At 67.1% G+C, this 25547-nt stretch carries 23 protein-coding genes and 1 tRNA gene; 13 read left to right on the top strand and 11 right to left on the bottom strand.

The genetic code is table 11. The features are described 5' to 3' along the window. The first annotated feature begins 124 nt into the window (after positions 1–124). A complete protein-coding gene (locus G9E11_RS16460; protein ID WP_190607652.1) occupies positions 125–3190 on the top strand; it encodes an alpha-mannosidase in 3066 nt (1021 codons plus the stop codon). A 141-nt stretch (positions 3191–3331) separates the two neighbouring features. Here G9E11_RS16460 and G9E11_RS16455 read toward each other — a convergent pair whose 3' ends face one another. The 7 genes from G9E11_RS16455 to G9E11_RS16425 all read right to left on the bottom strand — a co-directional run bounded on the left by G9E11_RS16455 (position 3332) and on the right by G9E11_RS16425 (position 8969). Further along, positions 3332–4162, bottom strand: coding sequence for an amino acid ABC transporter ATP-binding protein (locus G9E11_RS16455; protein WP_246468994.1), 831 nt, complete (start codon positions 4160–4162; stop codon positions 3332–3334). After that, on the bottom strand, positions 4149–4814 hold the full coding sequence (locus tag G9E11_RS16450) for an amino acid ABC transporter permease (RefSeq protein WP_190607650.1): 666 nt from the start codon (positions 4812–4814) through the stop codon (positions 4149–4151). Before G9E11_RS16450 ends, G9E11_RS16455 begins: the two co-directional genes overlap by 14 nt. Further along, on the bottom strand, positions 4815–5648 hold the full coding sequence (locus G9E11_RS16445; RefSeq protein WP_190607648.1) for an amino acid ABC transporter substrate-binding protein: 834 nt from the start codon (positions 5646–5648) through the stop codon (positions 4815–4817). Between the two features lie 288 nt (positions 5649–5936). Next, entirely contained in the window at positions 5937–6674 is a 738-nt protein-coding gene (locus tag G9E11_RS16440; RefSeq protein ID WP_190607646.1) for a hypothetical protein, read from the bottom strand. Then, on the bottom strand, positions 6671–7447 hold the full coding sequence (locus G9E11_RS16435) for a hypothetical protein (RefSeq protein WP_190607643.1): 777 nt from the start codon (positions 7445–7447) through the stop codon (positions 6671–6673). The genes G9E11_RS16440 and G9E11_RS16435 overlap by 4 nt, the downstream gene beginning before the upstream one ends. Before the next feature lie 35 nt (positions 7448–7482). Next, positions 7483–8217 carry a hypothetical protein gene (locus G9E11_RS16430; RefSeq protein WP_190607641.1) on the bottom strand — a complete coding sequence of 245 codons (735 nt, stop codon included), beginning with the start codon at positions 8215–8217 and terminating at the stop codon, positions 7483–7485. Further along, positions 8214–8969 carry a hypothetical protein gene (locus G9E11_RS16425; RefSeq protein WP_190607638.1) on the bottom strand — a complete coding sequence of 252 codons (756 nt, stop codon included), beginning with the start codon at positions 8967–8969 and terminating at the stop codon, positions 8214–8216. Before G9E11_RS16425 ends, G9E11_RS16430 begins: the two co-directional genes overlap by 4 nt. A gap of 194 nt (positions 8970–9163) precedes the next feature. On the opposite strand from G9E11_RS16425, the gene G9E11_RS16420 reads away from it, so the two are divergent. Beyond that, the gene (locus G9E11_RS16420) at positions 9164–10828 is read left to right on the top strand and encodes an ABC-F family ATP-binding cassette domain-containing protein (protein ID WP_190607636.1); all 1665 of its coding nucleotides are present in this window, start codon (positions 9164–9166) and stop codon (positions 10826–10828) included. Next, on the top strand, positions 10825–12738 hold the full coding sequence (locus tag G9E11_RS16415; RefSeq protein WP_190607634.1) for an ABC transporter ATP-binding protein: 1914 nt from the start codon (positions 10825–10827) through the stop codon (positions 12736–12738). The genes G9E11_RS16420 and G9E11_RS16415 overlap by 4 nt, the downstream gene beginning before the upstream one ends. 96 nt (positions 12739–12834) lie before the next feature. Here G9E11_RS16415 and G9E11_RS16410 read toward each other — a convergent pair whose 3' ends face one another. From G9E11_RS16410 to G9E11_RS16400, 3 genes are all read right to left on the bottom strand, one after another. Beyond that, positions 12835–13239: an NUDIX hydrolase gene (locus tag G9E11_RS16410; protein WP_190607632.1), complete on the bottom strand. Its 405-nt coding sequence runs from the start codon at positions 13237–13239 to the stop codon at positions 12835–12837. Continuing rightward, positions 13236–13775 carry a DUF6314 family protein gene (locus G9E11_RS16405; RefSeq protein WP_190607630.1) on the bottom strand — a complete coding sequence of 180 codons (540 nt, stop codon included), beginning with the start codon at positions 13773–13775 and terminating at the stop codon, positions 13236–13238. The genes G9E11_RS16410 and G9E11_RS16405 overlap by 4 nt, the downstream gene beginning before the upstream one ends. A gap of 1 nt (position 13776) precedes the next feature. Next, positions 13777–13849 (bottom strand) — tRNA-Arg (locus tag G9E11_RS16400). Between the two features lie 87 nt (positions 13850–13936). Here G9E11_RS16400 and G9E11_RS16395 point away from each other — a divergent pair. Then, the gene (locus tag G9E11_RS16395; RefSeq protein WP_190607628.1) at positions 13937–14719 is read left to right on the top strand and encodes a DUF998 domain-containing protein; all 783 of its coding nucleotides are present in this window, start codon (positions 13937–13939) and stop codon (positions 14717–14719) included. 43 nt (positions 14720–14762) lie between these two features. Here G9E11_RS16395 and G9E11_RS16390 read toward each other — a convergent pair whose 3' ends face one another. After that, the gene (locus G9E11_RS16390) at positions 14763–15407 is read right to left on the bottom strand and encodes a hypothetical protein (protein ID WP_190607626.1); all 645 of its coding nucleotides are present in this window, start codon (positions 15405–15407) and stop codon (positions 14763–14765) included. Positions 15408–15510: 103 nt separating this feature from the next. On the opposite strand from G9E11_RS16390, the gene G9E11_RS16385 reads away from it, so the two are divergent. The 9 genes from G9E11_RS16385 to G9E11_RS16345 all read left to right on the top strand — a co-directional run bounded on the left by G9E11_RS16385 (position 15511) and on the right by G9E11_RS16345 (position 25547). Next, positions 15511–16359, top strand: coding sequence for an inositol monophosphatase family protein (locus tag G9E11_RS16385; RefSeq protein ID WP_311764395.1), 849 nt, complete (start codon positions 15511–15513; stop codon positions 16357–16359). A 110-nt stretch (positions 16360–16469) separates the two neighbouring features. Then, on the top strand, positions 16470–19013 hold the full coding sequence (gene pcrA / locus G9E11_RS16380) for a DNA helicase PcrA (RefSeq protein ID WP_190607623.1): 2544 nt from the start codon (positions 16470–16472) through the stop codon (positions 19011–19013). Positions 19014–19084: 71 nt separating this feature from the next. Beyond that, the gene (locus G9E11_RS16375; RefSeq protein ID WP_190608385.1) at positions 19085–19741 is read left to right on the top strand and encodes a hypothetical protein; all 657 of its coding nucleotides are present in this window, start codon (positions 19085–19087) and stop codon (positions 19739–19741) included. Positions 19742–19965: 224 nt separating this feature from the next. Continuing rightward, a complete protein-coding gene (gene sucC, locus G9E11_RS16370; protein WP_102973202.1) occupies positions 19966–21132 on the top strand; it encodes an ADP-forming succinate--CoA ligase subunit beta in 1167 nt (388 codons plus the stop codon). A 30-nt stretch (positions 21133–21162) separates the two neighbouring features. Beyond that, on the top strand, positions 21163–22065 hold the full coding sequence (sucD, locus tag G9E11_RS16365) for a succinate--CoA ligase subunit alpha (RefSeq protein ID WP_190607620.1): 903 nt from the start codon (positions 21163–21165) through the stop codon (positions 22063–22065). A gap of 173 nt (positions 22066–22238) precedes the next feature. Then, positions 22239–22712: an SRPBCC family protein gene (locus G9E11_RS16360; protein ID WP_190607617.1), complete on the top strand. Its 474-nt coding sequence runs from the start codon at positions 22239–22241 to the stop codon at positions 22710–22712. Between the two features lie 223 nt (positions 22713–22935). Then, a complete protein-coding gene (locus tag G9E11_RS16355) occupies positions 22936–23340 on the top strand; it encodes a tautomerase family protein (RefSeq protein WP_190607615.1) in 405 nt (134 codons plus the stop codon). 222 nt (positions 23341–23562) lie between these two features. Then, on the top strand, positions 23563–24612 hold the full coding sequence (gene iolC / locus G9E11_RS16350) for a 5-dehydro-2-deoxygluconokinase (protein WP_311764394.1): 1050 nt from the start codon (positions 23563–23565) through the stop codon (positions 24610–24612). Beyond that, positions 24609–25547, top strand: coding sequence for a Cgl0159 family (beta/alpha)8-fold protein (locus G9E11_RS16345; RefSeq protein WP_190607612.1), 939 nt, complete (start codon positions 24609–24611; stop codon positions 25545–25547). Before iolC ends, G9E11_RS16345 begins: the two co-directional genes overlap by 4 nt.

The raw sequence follows: 25547 nt of genomic DNA, 5'->3' as shown, positions 1-25547 counted from the left end.
ATGGAAACGTTGATCCGCTCATAAGGCAGCTGAACTGCCCGGACCCCAAGCTGACCGCGTCGCCCATGCCCCCACGAAAGCCAGCACAGCCCGCTTCAGCTTTCACGTACTAAAGAGGTACACATTGCACGACGACCGCCGGATCACGGAAGTCCGCCTGGACCGCTTTCTCCGCGAACGGATCACACCCGCCGCTTACGGGCGCAGCGTGCCCCTGGAGCTGACCAGCTGGGACGTCCCGGATGAACCCGTCCCCGTTCTGGAGGCCCTGCGCCAGGACTTCGTGCCGCAGGAACAAGGTGCCGCATGGGGGCGCCCGTGGAGCACCAAGTGGCTGCGCCTTCAGGGAGAGGTGCCGGATGCCTGGGGAACCACGCCGGACACCGAGGTGGAGATCGTCGTGGACCTCGGCTTCACCACGGAGATTCCCGGCTTCCAGTGCGAAGGAATCGCGTGGCGGCCGGACGGCAGCATCATCAAGGCCATCTCGCCCCGCAACCAGCACATCCCGCTGAAGCTCCTGGGCAGCGGGCTCGCCGTCGACTTCTATGTAGAGGCAGCAGCCAATCCCGATGTTGCCCAGGGCTGGAGCTTCGCGCCGACTCCGTACGGGGACAAGGCCACCGCTGGAAACGAACCGCAGTACCGCCTGGGCAGCATAGCCATCGCGGAGCTGAACCGGGCAGTGTGGGAGCTCCAGCAGGACGTGCTGACACTCAGCGGACTCATGCACGAGCTGCCCACCGAACTGCCCCGGCGGCACGAGATCCTCCGTGCCCTGGAACGCATGATGGACATCATGGACCCGGACGACGTCGCGGGCACAGCGCCCGCCGGGCGCGCGGCGCTGGCGGAGGTGCTGGCCAGGCCTGCCTACGCCTCGGCCCACCAGTTGCTGGCCACCGGGCATGCGCACATCGATTCGGCCTGGCTGTGGCCGGTGCGGGAGACCATGCGCAAGTGTGCCCGGACCTTTTCCAACGTGGTTGCCCTCATGGACGAGGACCCGGACTTCGTGTTCTCCTGCTCCTCCGCGCAGCAGCTCGCCTGGATCAAGGAATACTACCCGGAGCTCTTCGCCCGCATCCGGGAGAAGGTGAAGTCCGGCCAGTTCATTCCCGTGGGCGGCATGTGGGTGGAGTCCGACACCAACATGCCTGGCGGTGAGGCCATGGCCCGGCAGTTCGTCGAAGGCAAGAGCTTCTTCCTCAAGGAATTCGACGTCGAGTGCAGGGAAGCCTGGCTACCGGACTCCTTCGGGTACTCCGCAGCCCTGCCACAGATCGTCAAGGCCGCCGGCAGCCGCTGGTTCCTGACCCAGAAGATCTCCTGGAACCAGATCAACCGGATGCCGCACCACACCTTCAACTGGGAAGGCATTGACGGCACCCGCGTCTTCACGCACTTCCCGCCGGTGGACACGTACAACTCCGAACTCAGCGGCCGGGATCTGGCGCACGCCGAGCGCAACTACCGGGACCACGGACACGGCACCATCTCGCTCGTCCCCTTCGGCTATGGCGACGGCGGCGGCGGACCCACGCGGGAGATGGTCGCTGCCGCGCACCGCGCAGCCGACCTGGAAGGCTCGCCGAAAGTCCGGATCGGAACGCCGCGCAGCTTCTTTGAGCAGGCCGAGGCAGAGTACAAAGCGCTGCCGGTCTGGGTGGGAGAGATGTACCTGGAGCTGCACCGCGGCACCTACACCAGCCAGGCCAGGACCAAGCAGGGGAACCGCCGGTCCGAGCACCTCCTCCGCGAAGCGGAGCTGTGGTGCGCCACTGCCGCCGTCCGGTCCGGCGCGGAGTACACGTATCCCGCGGCCGAGCTGAAGCGGCTGTGGCAGCTGGTCCTGCTGCAGCAGTTCCACGACATCCTGCCCGGCAGCGCCATCGCCTGGGTGCACCAGGACGCCGAACGCAACTACGCGGCCGTCGCCAAGGGGCTGGAAGCCCTCATCAGCGAGGCGGCCGCGGCGCTCCTGGGCGAAGGCACACAGGAGTTCCTGCTCAACGCCAGCCCTCACGCCCGCCTGGGAGTCCCGGCGCTCGCGGCCGCTGTGTCTGCGGCAACCCAGGATGCAGCGGCAACCCAGGACGCTGCGCCGGCCATGGAGGCAGTCCAGGCCACGCCGCTGGACGGCGGCTTTGTCCTGGACAACGGAATCATCCGAGCCGTACTGGATGACAACGGGCTCCTGACCTCACTGCGCGACCACGGGACAGGCCGCGAAGCCATCGCACCCGGCCACTTCGGAAACCACCTGGAACTGCACCGCGACACCCCCAACGAATGGGACGCCTGGGACATCGACGAGTTCTACCGGCGAAACGTCACCAGCCTTACCGACGCCACAGAGGTGAGGCTGGAGCGGAACGGCGGGAACGCCGTCGTCGTGGTGGAACGGCTCACCGGTTCCTCCCGGATCACCCAGCGCATCAGCCTGGCGGCGGGCAGCCCGTCGCTGGGCATCTCCACCGAGGTTGACTGGCAGGAGCGCGAGAAGCTGCTCAAGCTGGGGTTCCCGCTGGACCTGAGGGCGGACCGGTCGGCGGCGGAAACCCAGTTCGGCCACGTCTTCCGGCCTACCCACGTGAACACCTCGTGGGAGGCTGCCAAGTTCGAGATCTGCGCGCACCGCTGGATCCACGTTTCGGAACCCGGGTACGGCGTGGCCATCGCCAACGCCTCCACGTACGGGCACGACGTCGCCCGGACTGTCCGGGACGACGGCGGGACCACCACCACCGTCCGGCTCTCGCTGCTGCGCGCTGCCAAGTTCCCGGACCCGCAGGCCGACCGCGGCAGGCACGTGCTTGATGTCTGGGTCCGTCCGGCAGCGGGAATCGCCGACGCCGTGGAAGAGGGCTACCGCGCCAACCTCGCGCCGAGGACGGTGCTGGGCGCGCACCCGGCCGAGGCGCTGGTTTCGGTGGACAACCCGGCCCTGGTGGTCGAAGCCGTGAAGCTGGCCGAAGACGGATCGGGAGACGTCATCGTCCGGCTGTACGAATCATTGGGCCAGCGCTCGGCCGGACGCCTGACTGCCAACTTCCCGGCCACGGGCTTCCAGGCGGTGGACCTGCTCGAGCGGCCGGTCGAGCCGACGGGTGTGGTGGGCGGGGCGGACTCCGCGGAGCTCACCCTGCGGCCGTTCCAGCTGGTGACGCTGAGGTTGGCCCGCCGCTGACGGGCTTCCGGGAGTACCCGCGCTTCGGCGTCCTCGATTTGCCAAAAAGGGCCGCTCAGCTTGCTGCTGGGCGGCCTTTTTTGGCAAAACGGGGGACGCCTGGGAACCCGCTACCGGGAGGCCGCCACGGTTAGAAGGCAGTCAGAACTCGTGCAACAGCCGCCGGACGAACTGCCGGGTTCGCTCCTGCCGCGGCGCCCGGAGGACCTCGGCGGCCGGTCCGCGCTCCACCACCAGGCCGCCGTCCATGAAGATGACCTCGTCCGCCACCTGGCGGGCGAAGGCAAGCTCGTGGGTGACGATAACCATGGTCCACCCCTCGTCGGCAAGTTCCTGGATGACGCCCAGGACGTCGCCCACGAGTTCCGGGTCCAGCGCCGAGGTGGGCTCATCGAACAGCAGCAGCTGGGGCTTCAGGGCCAGGGCACGCACAATCCCTACCCGCTGCTGCTGGCCGCCGGAGAGCTCGAACGGATAGGCGTCGCGCTTGTCCGCCAACCCCACCCTGGCGAGCAGCTTTTCGGCCTCGGCCACTGCCTCGGCCCGCTTGCGCTTCTGGACCTGGACCGGCCCCTCGACGACGTTCTGCAGGACGGTCATGTGCGGGAACAGGTTGTAGTGCTGGAACACCATGGCGCTGCGGTCCCGCAGGTCCGAAATCTCCTTCTTGGAGACTTTGGCGGAGAAATCCAGCGCGAGCTCGGGTCCCGCGGAGGTGCCGGGACCCGCAAAGGTGACTGTCCCGGCGTCGGGCGTTTCCAGCCCGTTCAGTGAGCGCAGCACGGTGGTTTTGCCCGAACCCGAGGGGCCGATCAGGGCCACGACGTTGCCACGGCGCACGTCGAGGTCGATGTCCCGCAGCACCACGTTGCTGCCGAAGGCCTTCGCCAGGTTGCGGACCGAGAGCACCGGCCGGGCCTGTGCTGCGGCGCCGTGGGGTGCCGCCTGTGCTGCTCCGTCAGTGGGCGACATATCGGTCCAATCTCTTTTCAAGTACGGACTGCCCGGAGGAGAGCGCCAGGCAAATGATCCAGTAGACCAGGGCCGCCTCGAGATACAGCACCATGAACTCCTGGCTGAACGCCGCGATCTGCTGGGCGTTGCGGAACAGCTCCGTGACCAGGATGAGCGAGGCCAGCGAGGTGTCCTTCACCAGCGAAATGAAGGTGTTGGACAGCGGCGGCACCGACACCCTCGCGGCCTGCGGCAGGATGATGCGGCGCAGCGACTGGCCCCGGGACATGCCGATGGTGTGGCCGGCTTCCCACTGGCCCTTGGGCACCGACAGGATGGCGGCCCTGATGACCTCCGCGGCATACCCGCCGATATTCAGCGAAAAGGCGATGATGGCGCTCGGCCACGGATCGAGCTTCACGCCCAGGCTGGGCAGGCCGTAGAAGATCACAAAAAGCTGCACCAGCAGCGGGGTGCCGCGGATCACCGAAACGTAGAACCGCGCAAGACCGGACACCACGGCGTTCCGGCTTAGCCGCATCAGCGCCACCAGCAGCGCCAGCGCGAGGCCGATGGCGAAGGAAGCGAGCGTCAGCGGGATGGTGCCGGTGACTGCGCCCGTGACAATAGGGCCGAAGGAGCTCCAGATGAGATCCCAGTTCAACGGCATCTACTTGGTGACGTCGGTGCCGAAGTACTTCTGCGAGATCTTGGCCAGCGTCCCGTCAGCGCGGAGGTCGTCCAGCGCCTTGTCCACCGCCTTCGTGAGTTCCGTGGAGCCCTTGCGGAACACGAAGGCGCTCTCGGACTTCTCCGTGGTTTCGGCGGCGATCTTCAGCCCGGCGTCCGGATTGGTTTTCGCGTAGTCGAGGTAGGTGAGCTTGTCATTGACGATCGCGTCCACGCGTCCCTGCCGGACCAGCGTCACGCCCTGGGCCCAGCCCTCCACGGACTGCACATTGGCGCCCGCGTCCACGGCCAGCTTGTAGAAGTTGCTGGTCAGCGACTGGGCTGTGGTCTTGCCCTTGAGGCTCTCAAAGCTGGTAATGCTGCCGTTGTCCGCCTTCGTGACGATCACGCCCGTGGAGACGGTGTACGGCTTGGAGAAGTCGTACTTGGCCTTGCGTTCCGCGTTGATGGAAATCTGGTTGGCGATGGTGTCGAACCGCTTGGCGTCGAGGCCGGCGAAGATCCCGTCGAACTGGGTCTCCTGGAAGTTGGCCTTCACGCCCAGCTTGTCGGCGACCGCGCGCGCGATCTCGACGTCGTAGCCGGTCAGGTCACCGGCTCCCTGCGCGTGGAAGCTGAACGGCTTGTAGGTGCCCTCGGTGGCGATGACGATCTCGCCCTTGGACTTCACATCGCTGAGCGAGGTGTCCGAGCCGCTGGCAGCCGGGGCCTGGGAACCTCCGCCGCCGCTGCCACCGCCGCAGGCCGTCAGAGCCAGTGCCAGTCCGGCGAGGGTGGCTGCAAGGGCGGAACGGCGGGAATGGACACGGTTCATGGCGGATACCTTCTTCTTCAGGCTGCGGCGGTAGGCATCGCGGCGGCCGGATCCGGCTACCGCGGTGCCAGTGCCTGCAACGCATTGGCAAAGACCTTTATTTCGCCATCATACGGGGGCTGTAACCTGCCTTTAAAAAGGCTGAGTGGGGGCGGTCCCCAACGGCCGCCACCACTCATCCCCCCAATGTGCGATCCGGCAGGCGCCACGGCTTGTGAGCCAGGCAGCAACTGCTTTCACACATTCATGATTCTCTCACGGTCTAATGATTTTGTGAATCCCGGGCCGCTACCTTCCGGTAGATGACGTCCCGTGACCCCCGCGGTTGGCGGCTTTGACGCGCGCCATCCAGACCAGAACCAGGCCGGAGGTGTAGAAAACCACCGCGCCGTTGTTCACCGCCGGCGCGACGACCAGGAGCTGGAGAGGAGCGAATTCAAGGCAGAGGCCGGCCACAGTGGCCACCGCTCCGGCCGCCATCAGGGCCGCCCCGGTCCTGACGAGCGGGGGCAGGCTTTCCCTGACGCTGCGGAGCAAGGCAGGCAGCAGTGCGAGGGAGACGTACGCCAGGTAGCCCCGCGCGGCAGCCCAGTAGTACGGCAGCAGGGCCTCATTCCGTGCGCTGACCGCGCCGGCCTCCCTGAAGCGCACTGACGAAGCAGCCGGTTCCATCAGGAGGAAGACCGTCACGAGGGCCGCTGTGAAAATCGCGAGCATGGCCAGCCCCGGACGCCCGGAGATCATGCGGTGGGCGTCAGGGGCGCCAAACCCCTTTGTGACGCGGACCGCGATGAGGTAGATCGTGGCGAAAACAATCAGGCGCAGCAGGACGTGGGCAATGTTGATGCCGCCAAGGGCGCCGTCGATGGCCATATAGAACTGTTCGATGCTCAGGATCCCGGCGGCCGTCGCCAGCAGGAAGATCAAGAACAGGGTGGGGTTCACGCCGCGCACTGCGCTGGGGAGCCGGGCCAGTGCGGCACTGGCGCAAACAACCAGTGTTATCCACGGGAGAATCTCGCTCATACCAGGTTTTCCCATATTCTTTCGGTCTGTTCCTGGTCCTGCTCCTGCCGCCGCAAGGCCTTGCCCAGCGCCTGGAGGCGTTCGCCGGCCAGGGCGGCCAGGTCGCCGTCGCTGAGCCGGTCCAGGGCCGCCTGCCGTGCGCCCGGCGGCCAGCCTGATTCCGCTTCGGTCACCAGCCCCGTAGCCACCAGTCCGCCGGCCAGTCCGACGCCGGCAGCCCGGGAGGTGGCGACGGCCAGTTCCGGGGCGAGCCGGTTGGCGGTCAGTTGGGCGGAGTAGTTCTGCGGGGCGACGCCGGTGGCGGCGGAGACGCGGTGGCGGAGTTCGCCGTCGTCGATCGCGTCCACCCAGTTTTTCACCGAGGTGGCATGCGGCGGCGGGCTGAGTTCCGGCGGGCCGGTACCCGTGGAGCCCGAGCCCGTGGAGCCCGAGCCCGTGGAGCCAGTGCCGGCGGAGCCCGTGGGTGCGGTGCGGACAATGACGGCCCGCAGCAGGTCGACGGTGGCGATTTGGCTTACCAGTTCCCTGTCGGAAGGAGGGAGGGAAGAACTGACGAGGTCGCTGTACGTGTCAAAGGTGGCCAGTGCGGCGACCGGATTGATGTCGTAGGCCCGGCTGATGCTCACGACCGTAGTCTCGGCAACCTTTCCCCGGACCAGCTGCTGGGCGAGGGTGGTGCGCTTGACCCCGGAGACCCTGCAGATGACGGCCGTGCTGGTATCCGGTGCCACGCCATTTAGCCAGCGCTGGAATGCTTTGGCGGGGAGGGGCATGAAACGCTCTCTGCTGACGAATGATTGGAACGATACTAGCGGCGTTTGGCGGCCAGCGGCCGGTGCTTCCGGCCGGCCCGGGCGCTCGCCACCCAGATGAGAGCCAGGCCGACGACGAAGCAGAGGATGGCTGTGTAGTTGACGGTGAAGCGCAGGAACCCCAGCCCGGGCGGGACGAGGGGGAACAGCAGCGAAAGGGGGATCGCGATGCTGCCGACGGCCAGAAGCGCCGCGCTCATCCGCAGCAGCGCGGGCAGCGGGTTCCTGATGGCCCGGAGCATCCCCGGCAGGATCGCGAGACACACGTACGCCGGATAGGCACGCCCGGCGGCGCCGTAGTACTCCACGAGGAGGGCGTTCTGCTGATTCTTGGCCGCAACGTCCACGAGCCCCGCCGACGATCCCGACGTGTCCATCAGAACAAAGCAGACCACCAGCACGGCAGAAATGATTCCCAGGGCAAGCATGCCGGTGCGGCCCCGTATCAGCTGGATTCCGCGGCTGTCCCCGAACCCGACAGCAATCCGAAGGGCAAGGAAAAAGATGGCCCCGAAGATGATGAAGCGCAGCAGCAGGTTGGCCACGTTGGCACCGCCGAGCAGGGCATCGACCGCCAGGTAGGGACCGTCGATGCTGAGCAGGATGGCCAGCGTCAGTAGCGCCAAGGCGTAGAAAATGGACCTGTTCTTCCGGCGGACCAGGTTCGGGATTCTGCTCAGCGTGGCCGCTCCCGACGCGATCAGGGTGGTCCACTGCAGAATTTCAATCATCCGAGGTTCTCCCAGATCGTTTCGGTTTGTCGTTGGTCGTGTTCCTGGCGCCGCAAGGCCTTGCCGAGCGCCTGGAGGCGTTCGCCAGCCAGAGCGGTCAGTTCGCCGTCGGTCATGCCATCCAGGGCAGCCTGCCGGGCATCGGGTGGCCACCCGGCTTCGGCTTCGGTCACCAGTCCGGCGGCCACCAGACCGCTGGCGAGTCCGACGCCGGCAGCCCGGGAGGTGGCGACGGCCAGTTCCGGGGCCAGCCGGTTGGCGGTCAGTTGCGCTGAATAGTTTTGGGGAGCGACGCCGGTGGCGGCGGAGACGCGGTGCCGGAGCTCGCCGTCGTCGATCGCGTCCACCCAGTTTTTCACCGAGGTGGCATGCGGCGGCGGGCCGAGTCCGGGCGGCGCAGTGCCTTTATCCGTGCCTGTGCCGTTACCTGTGCCTGCGTCCGGCTCGGTGCGCGCGATGATGGCGTGCAGCAGGTCTGCGGTGGCGATCTGGCTGACCAGTTCCTGCAGCGTGGGCGGGATCGGCGGTTTTCCCAGGTCCCAGTACGGCTCAAAGGAGCCCAGCGCAGCCACCGGGTTCATGTTGAAGGCCCGGCTGATCGCCACGACGGTTGCCTCGGCCACCTTGCCGCGGACCAGCTGCTGCGCCAGAGTGGTGCGCTTGACCCCTGACGCCCTGGCCACATCAGCAACGCTGGCGTCCGGCGCGACGCCGTGCAGCCAGCGCTGGAAGGCCTTGGCAGGTAGGGGCATGGAACGCTCTCTGGTGACGGACGGGGTGGTGCGAAGTGGCGGCCCGCCGGCCTGGATTTTACGTAGCGCGCCGCTTCAACTATGCTAAGTGGTCGAACCCGCTGGTCCGTACACCCCCCAAGTCCGGACCAGCGGGTTCTTTCATGCCCGCCTGATTTTCGGGTGAAAACGGGCAGCGGTGAGAGGATGGATTGATGACTGCAACCCTTGTTGCGAAGGACCTTTCGGGCGGTCATGACCACCGCACCCTCTTCTCCGGGCTGTCCCTCACAGTGGCTCCCGGGGACGTTGTTGGCGTGGTCGGCGCCAACGGTGCGGGCAAGTCCACACTGCTGCGGCTCCTTGCCGGGGTGGACCAGGCACAGGACGGCACAGTCAGCCTCGCACCGGCCGACGCCTTTGTGGGCTGGCTGCCGCAGGAACACGAGCGGCTCGCCGGTGAAACCGTCGCCGCCTACATTGCCCGCCGCACCGGCTGCGCGAAAGCCACCGCGGAGATGGAATCCACGGCCGAGGCCCTCGGCTCTGGAGCTCCCGGAGCGGACGATGCCTACTCGATGGCCTTTGACCGGTGGATGGCCTCCGGCGCCGCGGACCTGGACGAACGGATCGCACCCGTCCTGGCCGACCTGGGACTGGACGTCGGCCCCGACGCGGAAATGACCGGGCTGTCCGGTGGCCAGGCTGCGCGCGTGGCGCTCGCCGCCCTGCTGCTGAGCCGCTTCGACGTCGTGCTCCTGGACGAGCCCACCAACGATCTTGACCTGGACGGCCTGGCCAAGCTGGAGGCCTTCGTGCAGGGGCTTCGCGGCGGTGCGGTGCTGGTCTCCCACGACCGCGAGTTCCTGGCCCGCTGCGTGACCTCCATCGTGGAGCTGGACCTGGCCCAGAACTCGGTGGCCGTGTACGACGGCGGCTACGAGGCCTTCCTGGAGGAACGCGCCGTGGCCCGCCGGCACGCCCGCGAGCGGTTCGAGGAATTCGCCGCGACCAAGGCGGATCTCGTGTCCCGCGCGCGCACCCAGCGGGAATGGAGCTCCCAGGGCGTCCGGAACGCGATGAAGAAAAACCCGGACAATGACAAGATCCGTCGCGCCGCCAGCACCGAGTCCTCCGAAAAGCAGGCGCAGAAGGTCCGGCAGATGGAATCGCGCATCGCCCGCCTGGACGTGGTGGAGGAACCGCGCAAGGAGTGGCAGCTGCAGTTCAGCATCGGCCAGGCGCCCCGCTCCAGCTCTGTGGTGGCAACGCTGCGCGACGCCGTCGCCCGGCAGGGCAGCTTCACCCTGGGGCCGGTGAACCTGCAGCTCAACGCCGGCGAGCGGATCGGCATCACCGGGCCCAACGGCGCCGGCAAGTCGACGCTGCTCCGGCTGCTTCTGGGAACCCAGGAACCGGACTCGGGTGACGCTTCCCGCGGTGTGTCCGTGGCCGTCGGCGAGATCGACCAGGCCCGCGGGCTGCTGGCCGGACACCTCAAACTGGCTGACGCCGTCGAGGCCGTCCTGACCGACTACACTTCCGCCGAGGTCCGGACCCTGCTGGCGAAGTTCGGCCTCAAGGCGGACCACACCGCGCGCACCGTGGACTCGCTGTCGCCGGGGGAGCGGACCCGCGCCGCCCTGGCCCTGCTGCAGGCCCGCGGCGTGAACCTGCTGGTCCTGGACGAGCCCACCAACCACCTGGACCTCCCCGCGATCGAGCAGCTCGAAGAAGCACTGGAAAGTTACGACGGCGCCCTGCTGCTGGTCACCCACGACCGGCGGCTGCTGGAAAACGTCCGCCTGGACGTGCGCTGGAATGTGGACAACGGCGTCGTCACCGAACTGGCGGCAGGGAAGATGGAGCAAAACAAATGAGCATGGACGGCGTCGCCTGGCGCTCGCTATACAACATCACCCGGGCCAAGAGCGGCTCCCGGCCGTTCTCCAAGGAGACCCTGAAGCGCGTCATGGGCTTCGCCCGGCCGCACCGGGGACGATTGATCGCGTTCGTGGCCGTCTCCATTGCCATGGCCTTCCTGGCCGTGGCTACCCCGGTCCTCGCCGGCCAGGTGGTCAACACGATCGTTGCCCGCGCCGATGCCGGCGAGGTGATCCGGCTGGCGGCACTGATCGCCGGCGTGGCCGTAGCCGAGGCCGCTCTGGGCATGGTGAGCCGCTGGCTGTCCTCCACGATCGGCGAGGGCGTCATCGTGGACCTCCGCACCAAGGTGTTCGACCACGTTCAGAGAATGCCCATTGCGTTCTTCACCCGGACCCGCACCGGCGCGCTGGTCAGTCGCCTGAACAACGACGTCATCGGCGCGCAGTCCGCGTTCGCCGGAACCCTGTCCGGCGTGGTCAGCAACGTGGTGGCCCTCATCCTCACCCTCGTGGTGATGCTGAATACCTCCTGGCTGGTCACCGTGCTGGCCATGATCCTGCTGCCGATCTTCCTCATCCCTGCCCGGCGGATGGGTTCCCGGCTGGCGGACCTGCGGCGCGAGGCGGCCGAGCACAACGCCGCCATGGGCACCCAGATGACCGAGCGCTTCTCCGCCCCCGGCGCCACCCTGGTCAAGCTTTTCGGCCGGCCCGACGAGGAATCCCGCGAGTTCGCGCTCCGCGCCGGCCGGGTCCGCGACATCGGCGTGCGGACGGCCATGCTCCAGTTCACGTTCGTGACCGCGCTGACGCTCGTCTCCGCCCTGGCCCTCGCCCTGGTCTACGGCCTGGGCGGCTGGCTGGCGATCGGCGGACAGCTCGCCCCCGGCGACGTCGTGGTGCTGGCGCTGCTGCTCACCCGCCTCTACGCGCCGCTCACCGCGCTGTCCAACGCCCGCGTGGAGATCATGAGCGCCCTGGTCAGCTTTGAACGGGTCTTCGAAATCCTGGACCTCGAGCCCCTCATCCAGGAAAAGCCGGGTGCGCTGGCCGTCCCGCCCGGTCCCGTGGCCGTGGAGTTCGACGACGTGCGCTTCTCCTACCCCTCGGCGGACAAGGTCTCGCTGGCCTCGCTGGAGGAGGTCTCCACGCTGGACACCCGCGGCGGCGAGGAAGTGCTGCACGGCATCAGCTTCCGGGTGGAACCCGGGCAGACCGTTGCCCTCGTGGGGTCCTCCGGCGCCGGCAAGTCCACAGTGGCCCAGCTGCTGTCCCGGCTGTACGACGTCGACTCCGGCGCCGTGCGCCTTGGCGGCACCGCGCCGGCCTCCGGCCTGGACGTGCGCGACCTGACCTTCGATTCCATCCGTGCCACCCTGGGCATGGTCACCCAGGACGGGCACCTGTTCCACGAAACCATCGCCTCCAACCTCAGGCTGGCCCGCCCGGAGGCCACCGACGAGGACATGTGGGCGGTGCTGCGCCAGGCCCGGCTCGAAGCCATGATCCGTTCCCTTCCCGACGGCCTGGAAACCGTCGTGGGGGAGCGCGGCTACCGGCTCTCCGGCGGGGAACGCCAGCGGCTCACCATCGCCCGGCTGCTGATCGCCCAGCCCCGGGTGGTCATCCTCGACGAAGCCACCGCCGCGCTGGACTCCACGAACGAAGCCGCCGTGCAGGCGGCGCTGGGCGCTGCGCTGGAAGGCCGGACCGCCGTCGTCATTGCCCACCGGCTCTCCACGATCCGCGCGGCTGACGTCATCCTGGTGGTGGAGGACGGCCAGATTGTGGAACGCGGAACCCACACCGAACTGCTGGCCGCGGACGGCCGCTACGCCGAGTTGTACCGGACCCAGTTCGCCGAGGCCACGGCCGTGGCGGAGGAAGCGGTTCCCGAGTACTGAGTTCCTCGGGCCCCATCGAGGCGTGAGATTTCATCGTTTAGCTTGGCTCTAAGCGACGAGATCTCTCGGCGTCAGCGCACGCGTCAGCCGTCCGCGTCAGCGCCCGGTTTCCGCCAGCGCCGGCAGTATGTGGTCCGTGAGCAGCGGCGCGAGGTCGCCGGGCCACTCTGCCGCGAGGTCCAGCCACCGGATCTCGGCGATCTCAGCGGAGGGGTGGGCCACCCAGGTGCCCGGCGCGGTGAAGACGGTGGCTTCGATCTCCGTGGCTGCCTCGTTGGCGGCATCGGCCAGCCACACGCCCATCAGCGTCAGTTCGCGGGGATCGACAATGATGCCGACTTCCTCCTGCAGCTCCCGGGCGGCGGCCTGCACCGCGGTCTCGCCGGGCTCAGGCTTGCCGCCGGGATGCATGAACTTGTCCGTGCCGCGCTTGCGGACGGTCAGGAGCCGGCCAGTGGCGTCGTAGACACACACGGCGGAAACGATGATGCGTGGATTCACGGTTTCGAGCCTAGCCCGTCCGCAGCCGTCGCCGTTCCGGGTAGACGCTGCAGCACGGACTCCAGCAGCAGGTCCTTGCGCGGGCCAGTCACATCCCAGAAATAGCTGAACTCGTCCTCGCCATGACGGACGTAGGTGACGCGGTAGGTGTCCGGATCGCACCAGTGCCGGTCCTGGCTGGCCTCGGGGGAGAAACTCATCCGGTGGAACGGCCGGCCGTCGGGAAACAGCATGTCCAGAGCGTCCGGGGTGTCCGCGGCCCTGAGCACGTAATCGCGGGTGGCCGGCCCGGAGAAGGTGTCGCCGTTGACAGCAGGCCAGACCACGGTCCCCTCCTCGTGGAAGCGGAGTCCGCCGTCGCCGTCGGGGGAAAAGATCACGACGCCGGTAAAGGTGCCGCGGGTGCCCCCGGCCCGGTCCAGCATGGTCCGCTCCACGGCCCAGCGGCCTGCGGGCGCAGGTTCGGGGGATGAAGGGTCCGCCGGCGTTGTGCCCAGCAGATAGGCGCGGAGCCCGGGAGGGTGCTGCAGATTCAAGTGCCCTCGATTGGAATCGAACCAACGACACCGGCTTTAGGAGAGCCGTGCTCTATCCACTGAGCTACGAGGGCGGGCGCCCGCCGCAGCCGGGTTTTGGACCGGCCCGTTCGGGCACGCTTACAAGCATACAAGGTGAGCGCGCGTACTACGCTCTTGGCATGGCCGCCGCAGCTGAAGTCCCCACCGCCCGCGCAACGTTCCTGCCGGACACCGCCTCCACACGGCAGTACATCGGGGCGTGGGCGGTGCTCAGCGTCGTCCAGTATTTCATGGCGGAGGCCGCCGTCATCGGCGCCTGGGCCGGACCCGACCCCTACAGCCGGCGGACCGGCCTCATCAGCGACCTGGGTGCCGTCACCTGCGGGCTCTACGGCGGCCGCAGCATCTGTTCGCCGCTGCACGTGCTGATGAACGCCTCCTTCGTGGTTCAGGGGCTGGGCATGCTGTTGGGCGCGCTGCTGCTGAGCTCGGCGCTGCTGCGGGTGGCCGCCCGGGCCAGAGTGCGGGTCATGGCCAGCCATTCCGGGGAAGTGCCGTGGTACTCGGCCGTGGCGGCGCGGATCCTGACCGGGACCGCAGGCGCCGGGACGATCGTCGTGGGGCTGGTGCCTGAGGACGTGGAGTCCGGCTGGCATTACGCGGGCGCCGTCATGTACTTCGTCGCCGGCTCCCTGGCGCTGCTGCTGCTCGGCGCCTTGTGGCTCCGGCAAACGCCGCTGGGCTGGTTTATCCTGGCCGCCGGCGGAGTGTCCGTGGCCGCCCTCGTCACCGCGGCAGTCACCGGCCTGAACGTCCCCGAGCCCGGAACCCTGGAACGGCTGATGGGCTACCCCATCACGATCGGTCTCGCTGCCGCGGGCCTGGTCATCGCCCAGCGTGTCCGGCAGGAACGGCAGGTGCGCAGGGCCTCCGCCCGGGCCCAGGCCGCCCGGAGCGCCTAGGTGTATTGGCCTAGGCTTCCTGCTGCGGGGGCGCCGGGAGTGCCTAGACGGCCGGAGGCCCGGCCGATTCCTTCGAGGACTGGCGCCCCAGGAACACGGCGGCGCCGCCGGCGAGAAGGCTGGCCACGAACAGTACCCAGCCGGCCACGGTGAGGCCCGACGCCAGGGCGACCTGGCCGGCGTCGAGGTTTACCGCCCCGATCATGGAATCAATGGCGACGTTGCCCCACAGCCGGACCACCACGAACAGGAGCGGCAGCGCCCAGAGCGCCCAGCGCAGCGCCTTTTTTGCCGCGTTGGTGCCGATCAGCAGCAGCCAGGTGAAGGCGAAGATCAGCGGAAACAGCGTGCCCGCCGTCTTGTGGACGTAGTTGAGCTGGCCGCGGGCGTCGGCGTCCAAAGCGCGGCGCAGCTGCTCGGCGTAGCCGGTGTCAAAGCCGCCGACCAGGGAATCGGGCATGGCCAGCCCGCCGGACAGCTGGGTGAGCTGGTTCAGCGTGAGCAGGTGGACGTACCAGAACAGGAACAGGCTGGCCACCACGCCGGCGATGACAATCAGGTTGGCGTTGTTCTGCGCCTTCGCCGGAGAGCGGTCCGTGCCGGGGTTCATCACCGGCGGCAGGTGGTGCTGGGGTACTGCGGCCTTCGCGCCGTGCTTCTTGATCCGCTGTGCAGGTGTTTTGGCCATGCGTCCATTATCGCCCGCCGTCCCCGGGCTTTGCTGTCCTCCGCCGCTGCTGTGGCCCGCCCTTGCTGTTCACGGCATGCCCGGCGCCGATAGGGTGGGAACCGTGACGGAACTGGGCAGACACAAACTTGGCAAACACAGCGCCACCAACCTGAGCCCCGAGCTCGACGACTATGAGCTGGCGGCCGAGCTGGTCCGCGAGGCCGGGCAGCTGGCACTGCTGATGCGGCAGGGCGGCCTCGACGCCCAGCGCAAGACCTCCGTCTCCGACGTCGTCACAGCCGCAGACCACGCGGCCGAAGCCTATGTGATGGAGCAGCTTCAACGCTGCCGCCCGGACGACGGCGTCCTCGGCGAAGAAGGGGCCGCGGTGCACGGCAGCAGCGGGCGGACCTGGGTCATCGATCCGGTGGACGGCACCTACAACTTCCTGCAGGGCTCCACGTACTGGTGCTCAGCCATTGCCCTCAAGGACGAATCGGATGTGCTGCTCGGCGCCATTTTCCAGCCCGAGGAGGACAAGCTCTGGATCGGCGGCAAGCAACGAGCCACCGCCCTCAACGGCGAACCCGTCACCACCTTCAATGAAGACGGAGCCAACCGCAATGCCGTCGATCTCTCCCAACTCGGCGCCGCCACCTACATCCACCCGCGCTGGCTCGCCGACCCGATGTGCGCCATGCCGTGGCACGCTGCCGCGACTTCGGCCGCAACGCTGCGGATGCTCGGGTCCGGCTCGTGCGACTTGGGGCGCGTCGCCGACGGGCAGCTCGGCTGCTGGTTCCAGCACAGCTGCCCCGAATGGGACTGGCTGCCCGGAAAGGCGATCGTGACGGCCGCGGGCGGCGTCGCCGGCAGCGTGCATGTCAACGGCCTGGAATGGTTCATGGCGGGAGGAACGACGGCGGTGCACCAGCTGCGCGCCGCGCTTGAGTCAGGCTCTGTCGACTAGCTTTCCTGCCGGTTCGTCCCCGCCGCGGGGCCCGGCCCCGGGGCTATCTGCCTAGGTTATCCACAGGGCGGAATCCAGTGTCGGTCCCACCGCCTAGACTTGTAGTCACCATGGATATGTTGTTTGACCCCTACGCTGACGGTCCGTTCAAGGCTGGTTCCCACGCCGGTGCCATCACCAAGTCGCGCCCCGAAACAGGGCTGATGACGCCCGCGTTCGGCGGCGGCCCGGGCGAATCCGCCGGCCGCCCGGCAGCTGGCCCGGGAGCCGGTCAGGCAGATGGAGGCCCGGCGGAGGAGCACGCCCGGCATCATCTCCCGGACGCCGGCGCGCTGCTGGCGGGCCTGAATCCGCAGCAGGAGGAAGCGGTCAAGCACTCCGGCAGCGCACTGCTGATCGTGGCCGGAGCCGGCTCCGGAAAAACCCGCGTCCTCAGTAACCGGATCGCCTACCTGATCGCCACCAAGCGTGCCCACCACGGCGAGATTCTGGCCATCACGTTCACCAACAAGGCCGCCGCGGAAATGCGTGAACGCATCGAGGCCCTCGTGGGCAACAGGGCCAAGGCCATGTGGATCTCCACGTTCCACTCGTCCTGTGTCCGGATCCTGCGCCGCGAGGCCGCCAACGTCGGCCTGAACTCCAACTTCTCCATCTACGACTCCGCCGACTCCCTGCGGCTGATTACCCTGGTGGCCAAGAACCTGGACCTGGACCCCAAGAAGTTCGCGCCCAAGGCCATCCAGCACAAGATCTCCGCGCTCAAGAACGAACTGATTGACGACGATTCCTTCGCGTCCGCCGCGAACCACAGTGACCCGTTCGAGAGCGCCGTGGCAGACGTCTTCAGGGGCTACACCCAGCGGCTGCGCCAGGCCAACGCCATGGATTTCGACGACCTCATCGCACAGACGGTCTACATGTTCCGGGCCTTCCCGGCGCTTGCAGATTCCTACCGGCGGCGGTTCCGGCACGTCCTGGTGGACGAATACCAGGACACCAACCACGCGCAGTATGCGCTGGTTCGGGAAATCGTCGGCGAGGGCCCGGGCTCGGCCGAACTGACGGTCGTCGGCGACTCGGACCAGTCGATCTACGCGTTCCGGGGCGCGGACATCCGGAACATCGTGGAGTTCGAGAAGGACTACCCCGACGCCCGCACCATCAAGCTGGAGCAGAACTACCGCTCCACCCAGAACATCCTGAGCGCGGCCAACTCCGTTATCTCCCGGAACCCCAACCGCCCCGAGAAGAGGCTCTGGACCGCGGAGGGCGAGGGCCACAAGATCATCGGTTACGTGGGCGAGAACGAGCACGATGAAGCCCAGTTCATCGCCAAGGAGATCGACCGGCTCCAGGACGAGGACAACCTCCGCCCCGGCGACGTCGCCATCTTCTACCGCACCAACGCCCAGTCCCGTTCCATCGAGGACGTCCTGGTGCGCGTCGGCTTGCCGTACAAGGTGGTGGGTGGCACCAGGTTCTACGAGCGCAAGGAAATCAAGGACGCGCTGGCGTACCTCCGGGTGCTGGTCAATCCGGACGACGACGTCAACCTCCGCCGCGTCCTCAACGAGCCCAAGCGCGGGATCGGGGACCGGGCCGAGGGGGCCGTCGCGGCCCTCGCCGAGCGGGAACGCACGTCCTTCATCGCCGCCGCCCGCCGCGCCGACCAGGCGCCCGGCATGGCCACCCGCTCGGTCAACGCGGTGCTCGGCTTCGTGAAGCTCCTGGACGACCTCGCCGAGGTCGCCGCGGGCTCCGGCGCCGCGGCCGCACTCGAGGCCGTGCTGGAACAAACCGGCTACCTCGCCACGCTGCGCTCCAGCACGGATCCGCAGGACGAGTCCCGGGTGGAAAACCTCGCGGAGCTGGTCGCCGTCGTCCGTGAATACGAGCGCGACAATCCCGAAGGATCCCTGGGCGCCTTCCTGGAGCAGGTGTCGCTGGTGGCCGACGCCGACCAGATCCCGGACGCGCCCGGCGCGGACATTGACGCCGCGGTGGCGGAGGCGAAGCGGCTGGGTGTGGTCACGCTCATGACGCTGCACACGGCCAAGGGCCTGGAATTCCCCGTGGTGTTCCTGACCGGCATGGAGCACGGGCTCTTCCCGCACCAGCGTTCAGCCACTGATCCGAAGGAACTGGCGGAGGAACGCCGGCTCGCCTACGTGGGGCTGACGCGCGCCCGGAAGCGCCTCTACGTGACCCGTTCCGAGGTCCGAAGCATGTGGGGGCAGAGCCAGTACAACCCGGCCAGCCAGTTCCTGGAGGAAATCCCCTCCGAACTCGTCGAATGGAAGCGCGAGGGAACCAGCCGGCAGTCCGGCGGGTGGGGGAGCGGCGCCGACATCGGGTCGAGCCGGTACGGCGGGTCCTTCTGGGGTGCCGGAACGGCCCGCGGCACCCGTGCCGATTCCTCGGCGGGCTTCAACGCCGACGTCCCGGCCGCCGTCGCGAAAAACCGCGTGCAGCCGCAGAAGGAAGTCATCGCGGTCAGCGTGGGGGACAAGGTCAACCACACGAGCTTTGGCAACGGCACCGTGCTCGCCGTCGAAGGTGCCGGGGACAAGACCGTGGCGAAGGTGACGTTCGACATCGGCGAGAAGCGGCTGCTTCTGCGGTACGCGCCGCTGACCAAGATCGACGCCTGAGCGTGCCGGTGCGGCGCACGGATGGCGTGGCTGCAGGGCTGGCGCCAGTGTTCTGGGTGGCACTGTTCGCAATGACACTGGCGGGCTGTTCCGTAACCGTCGCGGATCCGGAGTACACGCCGCCGCCACCGCTGCCGGTCCTCGAACAGCTGAAACAGGCTCCGCTCAGTGATCCCGCGGAGTTTGCGGCAGGGGAGGACGCACTGGCGTTCGTCACTGCGGACAGGAATGTGGTGTGCGCCCTGACAGCAGCCCGCGGGCCACACCTGAACCTGCCGTACGAAACCAACAACTTCAGCGATCCCGACAATCAAAAACTGGCAACCGTGCCTGTGGCACACTGCGAGCTCGCGGCGTACCCCGCGCCGGCAGCACCGGACGTCGGGGACGACTGCGCAGGTACGGGACTCGGCTATCTGGGCGGCGCGGCGCTCCTGACGCCCAGCCGGGCCCGGTACGGCGAATGCCGGGCCGGGGTCACGCAGATGGAGGCCGAGTACGGGCCCAAGGGCACGGCCGACGGACCCGTCTCCAAGCTTCGCGTCCTGCCCGACGGCGGCAACCTTGAACGGAATGGTTTGCGGTGCTCCGCCTACCGGTCGGGGGTGGCCTGCGGAAACGTTTCTGGCGGCGTCGGTTTCTTTATCAGCCGGGATCATTACGAACTCATCTCCGCAGAGGGTAAGAACGTCCAGACGGCGCCCGCCCCGGCCCCAAAAACCGCGTAATCACGGGGTTTTTCTACGGTCCATAGAATAGTGTCCTTACTCACAGAACAGGTAGTCTGGAACGAGCCGGTGCCTCCAAAGGACTAGAGTTCAAAAAAGGATCATTGCGCCGCGTGGCTCGTTTCCGGACCTGCCGCAGGGCGCGCTAATTCCGCAGCCCGGTCCGCACCTTGGGTGCAGTCCGGCTGTACAGAAACTACTTCGACGTAGAAGGACACTAAACCGTGGACCTGTTTGAATATCAGGCGCGCGATATGTTCGAAGCGCACGGTGTACCCGTGCTCGCCGGCATCGTGGCGCACACTCCTGAAGAAGCAAAGGCAGCTGCCGAGAAGATCGGCGGCGTAACTGTCGTCAAGGCACAGGTTAAGGTTGGTGGCCGCGGCAAGGCTGGCGGCGTCAAGGTTGCCAAGTCCGCCGACGAGGCACTTGAGCACTCCACCAACATTCTGGGCATGGACATCAAGGGCCACACCGTCAACAAGGTGATGATCGCCCAGGGTGCGGACATCGCCGAGGAATACTACTTCTCCGTCCTGCTGGACCGGGCCAACCGCAACTACCTGGCCATGTGCTCGGTTGAAGGCGGCATGGAGATCGAGCAGCTCGCCGTTGAGCGGCCCGAGGCCCTGGCCAAGGTAGCCATCGATCCCGCCGTGGGCATCGACCAGGCCAAGGCCGACGAAATCGTCGCTGCCGCCGGCTTCGCTGAAGAACTGCGCGGCAAAGTCGCCGGCGTCATTCTGAAGCTCTGGGACGTTTTCAAGAAGGAAGACGCCACCCTCGTGGAGGTCAACCCACTGGTCAAGACCGGCGCGGGCGAGATTGTTGCCCTCGACGGCAAGGTCACGCTGGACGAGAACGCCGAATTCCGCCACCCCAAGCACGCCCAGCTTGAGGACAAGGAATCCGCCGATCCGCTCGAGGCCAAGGCCAAGGCGCAGGACCTGAACTACGTCAAGCTGGACGGCGAAGTCGGCATCATCGGTAACGGTGCAGGCCTCGTCATGTCCACCCTGGACGTCGTCGCGTACGCCGGGGAGAACCACGGCAACGTCAAGCCCGCCAACTTCCTGGACATCGGCGGCGGAGCCTCCGCCGAGGTCATGGCCGCAGGCCTCGACGTCATCCTGGGCGACGAGCAGGTCAAGTCCGTATTCGTCAACGTCTTCGGTGGCATCACCGCCTGTGACGCTGTCGCCAAGGGCATCGTTGGCGCACTGGCCGAGCTGGGCCACTCCGCCAACAAGCCGCTGGTCGTCCGCCTCGACGGCAACAACGTCGAAGAAGGCCGCCGCATCCTCGAAGAGGCCAACCACCCGCTGGTTACCCTCGCCGCCACCATGGACGAGGGCGCCGACAAGGCTGCCGAGCTCGCCAACGCCCGCTGATCGAGCCTGTCGAGATCTAGGAAAGAAAACATGTCTATTTATCTGAACAAGGACTCCAAGGTCATCGTCCAGGGCATCACGGGCGGCGAAGGCACCAAGCACACCGCCCTCATGCTCAAGGCCGGCACCAACATCGTTGGCGGCGTCAACGCCCGCAAGGCCGGTACCACCGTCCTGCACGGCGAAAACGAGATCAACGTTTTCGGCACCGTGAAGGAAGCCATCGCCGAGACCGGCGCCGACGTCTCCATCGTCTTCGTTCCGCCGGCATTCACCAAGAACGCCGTCGTCGAAGCCATCGAGGCCGGCATCGGCCTGGTCGTCGTCATCACCGAAGGCGTGCCGGTTCAGGACTCCGCCGAGTTCTGGGCACTGGCACAATCCAAGGTGGACGCCGACGGCAACCAGGTCACCCGCATCATCGGACCGAACTGCCCCGGCATCATCACCCCGGGCGAAGCCCTCGTGGGCATCACCCCGGCGAACATCACCGGCAAGGGCCCCATCGGCCTGGTTTCCAAGTCCGGCACGCTGACCTACCAGATGATGTACGAACTGCGCGACCTCGGCTTCTCAACGGCCATCGGCATCGGCGGTGACCCCGTCATCGGCACCACCCACATCGACGCCCTGGCCGCGTTCGAGGCTGACCCGGAGACCAAGGCCATCGTGATGATCGGCGAAATCGGTGGCGACGCCGAAGAGCGTGCGGCCGACTTCATCAAGGCCAACGTCACCAAGCCGGTCGTCGGCTACGTGGCCGGCTTCACCGCGCCCGAAGGCAAGACCATGGGCCACGCGGGCGCCATCGTCTCCGGTTCCGCCGGTACCGCCCAGGCCAAGAAGGAAGCCCTCGAGGCTGCAGGCGTGAAGGTCGGCAAGACGCCGTCCGAGACCGCCAAGCTGCTGCGCGAAGTCTTCGCAACGCTCTAAGGCCCACTTCAAGCAACGCGGGGTCACTCCCAGCCCAATCCACCCCCCGGATTGGGCGCGGAGTGACCCCGCGTTTCTTTGTTTAAGCGCGGGCGGACTGACCCTTGCTTCGGCGCCGCAGTGAGGTCTATGTTGGCGGTCTCGAAGCACTGCAGCAGTGACAAGGACCGATCATGAGCAATGCGCTGAAACTCAACATCCCCGATGGCGTCCCGTTCATCGACTTTGAGCGGGAGTTCGATTTTCCGGTCGCGGACGTGTTCCGCGCGCACAAGGAGCCTGAGCTGATCGCCCAGTGGTTGGGCCCGCGCGGCACCAACATCGATATCGACCACTACGACTTCCGTTCCGGGGGCACCTACCTGTACAGCCACACCGGCCCGGATGGGGTGACGTACGCCTTCAACGGCATCTTCCATACCGTCCGTGAAAACGACTTCGCCATCCAGACCTTCGAGTTCAGCGGTTACCCGGACATCGTCAGCATTGAATTCATGAGCTTCGAGGACCTGGGCGAAGGCAGGTGCCGGCTGCGGGCCCACTCTGTCTATCCCAGCCTGGAAGCCCGGGACGGGATGGCCCAATCAGGCATGGAAAGCGGCGTGTCCGACGGCTACGAGCGGCTCGAGGAGCTGCTCGGAAAATAGGGGCCGCACCACAACTGAATCGTCCGACGGCGGCCGGTGACCTGTACCTCGAAGGTCACCGGCCGCCGTCGTCGGTTTAAAGACCCAACTAGGTGGCAGCAGATGGCGTTCTGAGCGCTGAGAAGGCCCTGTGCTGCTACCTACTTGGGCCAGCCCGCGACAACCTCTTGCAGTAGCTATCGGATTTGATAGAATGTCAGGACAAACTATCAAAGGAGACAATATGCCGCTCGTACGAATCGATGTCCACTCAGGGCGCAGCCGGGATGAACTGGACCGCCTCAGCCGGGGCATCCATGACGCCATCCTGGCTGAATACGGGATCCCGGAACGCGACTACTTCCACATCGTCACGGAGCATGCCCCGGGACAGATCGTTGCGCAGGATGCGGGCCTCGGCTTCGAGCGCACCCGCGACGTCATTATGATCCAGATCTTCACCCAGGGCGGCCGTAGCCAGGAGGCGAAGCAGAACCTGTTTGCCGCAGTGGCAGACAAACTGGGGGCTTTAGGGGTCGCCGGGGAGGACGTATTCATTGGCTATGTCGAGAACACGGCGGGGGACTGGTCCTTCGGATTTGGCCGCGCGCAGTATGTCACCGGAGAGCTCGCCGTACCTAAGAAATAAAGGCGGAATTGATGGCCCCGCCAGTTGACCCCTGCAGCTCCGCGCCACCGCTTTTGGGCCGAATTCTGCTTGTTGTAAGTATGTCAGTACAAACCTTTGACAGGACATAAATTCTAGGGCACAGTAGTTCTTGTGGTCCCGCTCACGGGCCCGCGGAACGCCGGAGCCTTGGCCGTTCGGCTGCTTAGAGGTTGAGATCCAAAAGAAAGGTCCACGATTACCGTGACCCACGAACTGCTCACGATCGGGCGAATCAGCGTTGATATCTACCCGAACGACATCGGGGTGGGGCTGGAGGATGTGACGTCCTTCGGCAAGTACCTCGGCGGCTCCCCGTCCAACGTTGCTGTTGCCGCTGCCCGCCATGGCCGCCGGACCGGGGTCATCACCCGCACCGGCGACGACCCCTTCGGTACCTACCTGCACCGCGAACTGGAAAAGTTTGGCGTTGACGATTCGTTCGTCAGCCCGGTCCAGGGGCTCCAGACACCCGCCACGTTCTGCGCCATACAGCCGCCGCACGATTTCCCGCTGTACTTCTACGGCCGGTTCCCCACCGCACCTGATCTGCAGATCAAGGCCAACGAGCTCGACACGGACGCCATCCGCGATGCGCAGATCTTCTGGTCCACCGTGACGGGCCTCTGCCAGGAGCCGAGCCGCGAAGCGCACATCACGGCCCACGAAGCACGGCCCCGCACGGGCCTCAAGGACGGCCAGTACACCATCCTGGACCTTGACTACCGCCCCATGTTCTGGGCCACTGAAGAGGAAGCCCGGGAGCAGGTGGCCCGGATCCTGCCGCACGTCACCGTCGCGATCGGCAACGACCAGGAATGTTCCGTGGCCGTAGGCCCGGGCACCCCGGATGAGCAGGCCGACCGCCTGCTGGACGCCGGCGTCGAAATCGCCGTCGTGAAGCTGGGCCCGGAAGGCGTGATGGCCAAGACCCGCACCGAGCGCGTGGTCTCCGCCCCGGTTCCGGTGGAGACCGTCAACGGCCTGGGTGCCGGTGACTCGTTCGGCGGCGCCTTCGTGCACGGCCTGCTCTCCGGCTGGCCGCTGGCACAGGTCCTGGATTACGCGAACGCTGCCGGCGCCATTGTCGCTTCCCGCCTGTCCTGCGCGGATGCCATGCCCACCCCGGCCGAGGTCACCTCGCTGCTCGCCGAGCGCGGACGCCTTGTTCCCGATGCTGCTGTTCCTGACGCTGCTGTTCCCGGCCAGGACTCAGTTCCCGGCCAACTCACCCCTGAAGGAGCGGCCCTGTGAGCCTCAACCCTGGCACCGCGACCCTCGCGGTGGATGACAACCCCCGCCGCTACGAGCACCTCAGCACCATCCGCCTGGAAGACCCGGACGCCGTGGCCCGGGCCGCCAAGGCCCGCCGCCGCCACCCCGGCCTGAAGCACGGCCGGCAGAACTTCATTGTGGCCGCGGACCACCCGGCACGCGGCGCCCTCTCAGTCGGCAACGATCCGGTGGCGATGGCGGACCGCCGCCAGCTCTTGGACCGGCTGCAGATCGCGCTGGCCAACCCGGCAGTGGACGGCATCCTGGCTTCCCCGGACATCATGGATGATCTGCTGCTGCTGGGCGCCCTTGAAGGCAAGCTCGTCTTCGGTTCGATGAATCGCGGCGGCCTCGCCGGCCTCGTGAACGAATTCGATGACCGTTTCACCGGCCACACCGCCGCGGCGCTGGAGGCCCTGGGCGCGGACGGCGGCAAGATGCTGACCCGCATCTGCCTCGGTGACCCGGACACGGTGGCGCTGCTCGAGGCCACGGCGAGGGCCATTGATTCGCTCGCCGAGCGCAAGCTCATCGCCATGGTGGAGCCCTTCCTGTCTGTCCGGGAGAACGGCCGGGTCCGGAACGACCTGAGCACGGACGCCGTGATCAAGTCCATCGCCATCGCTGAGGGCCTGGGGTCCACGAGCGCCTACACGTGGATGAAGCTGCCGGTCGTTGCCGGGATGGAACGCGTCATGGCCGCCACCACCATGCCCACCGTGCTGCTGGGCGGGGACCCGGCAGGCACTCAGGATGAGGTGTTCGCCACCTGGGGAGCGGCCCTCGCCCTGCCCGGCGTGCAGGGACTCACCGTCGGCCGGACCCTGCTGTACCCGCAGGACGGCGATGTCGCCGGAGCCGTTGCCGCGGCCGCTTCACTCCTCCACCACACCACAGAAGAAGTAACGGAGTAA

This window comes from Arthrobacter ipis (assembly GCF_014694315.1).
GTDB lineage: Bacteria > Actinomycetota > Actinomycetes > Actinomycetales > Micrococcaceae > Arthrobacter > Arthrobacter ipis.
Note: the sequence above shows the minus strand (reverse complement) of the source record. Positions and strands in the feature narration are given on the sequence as shown.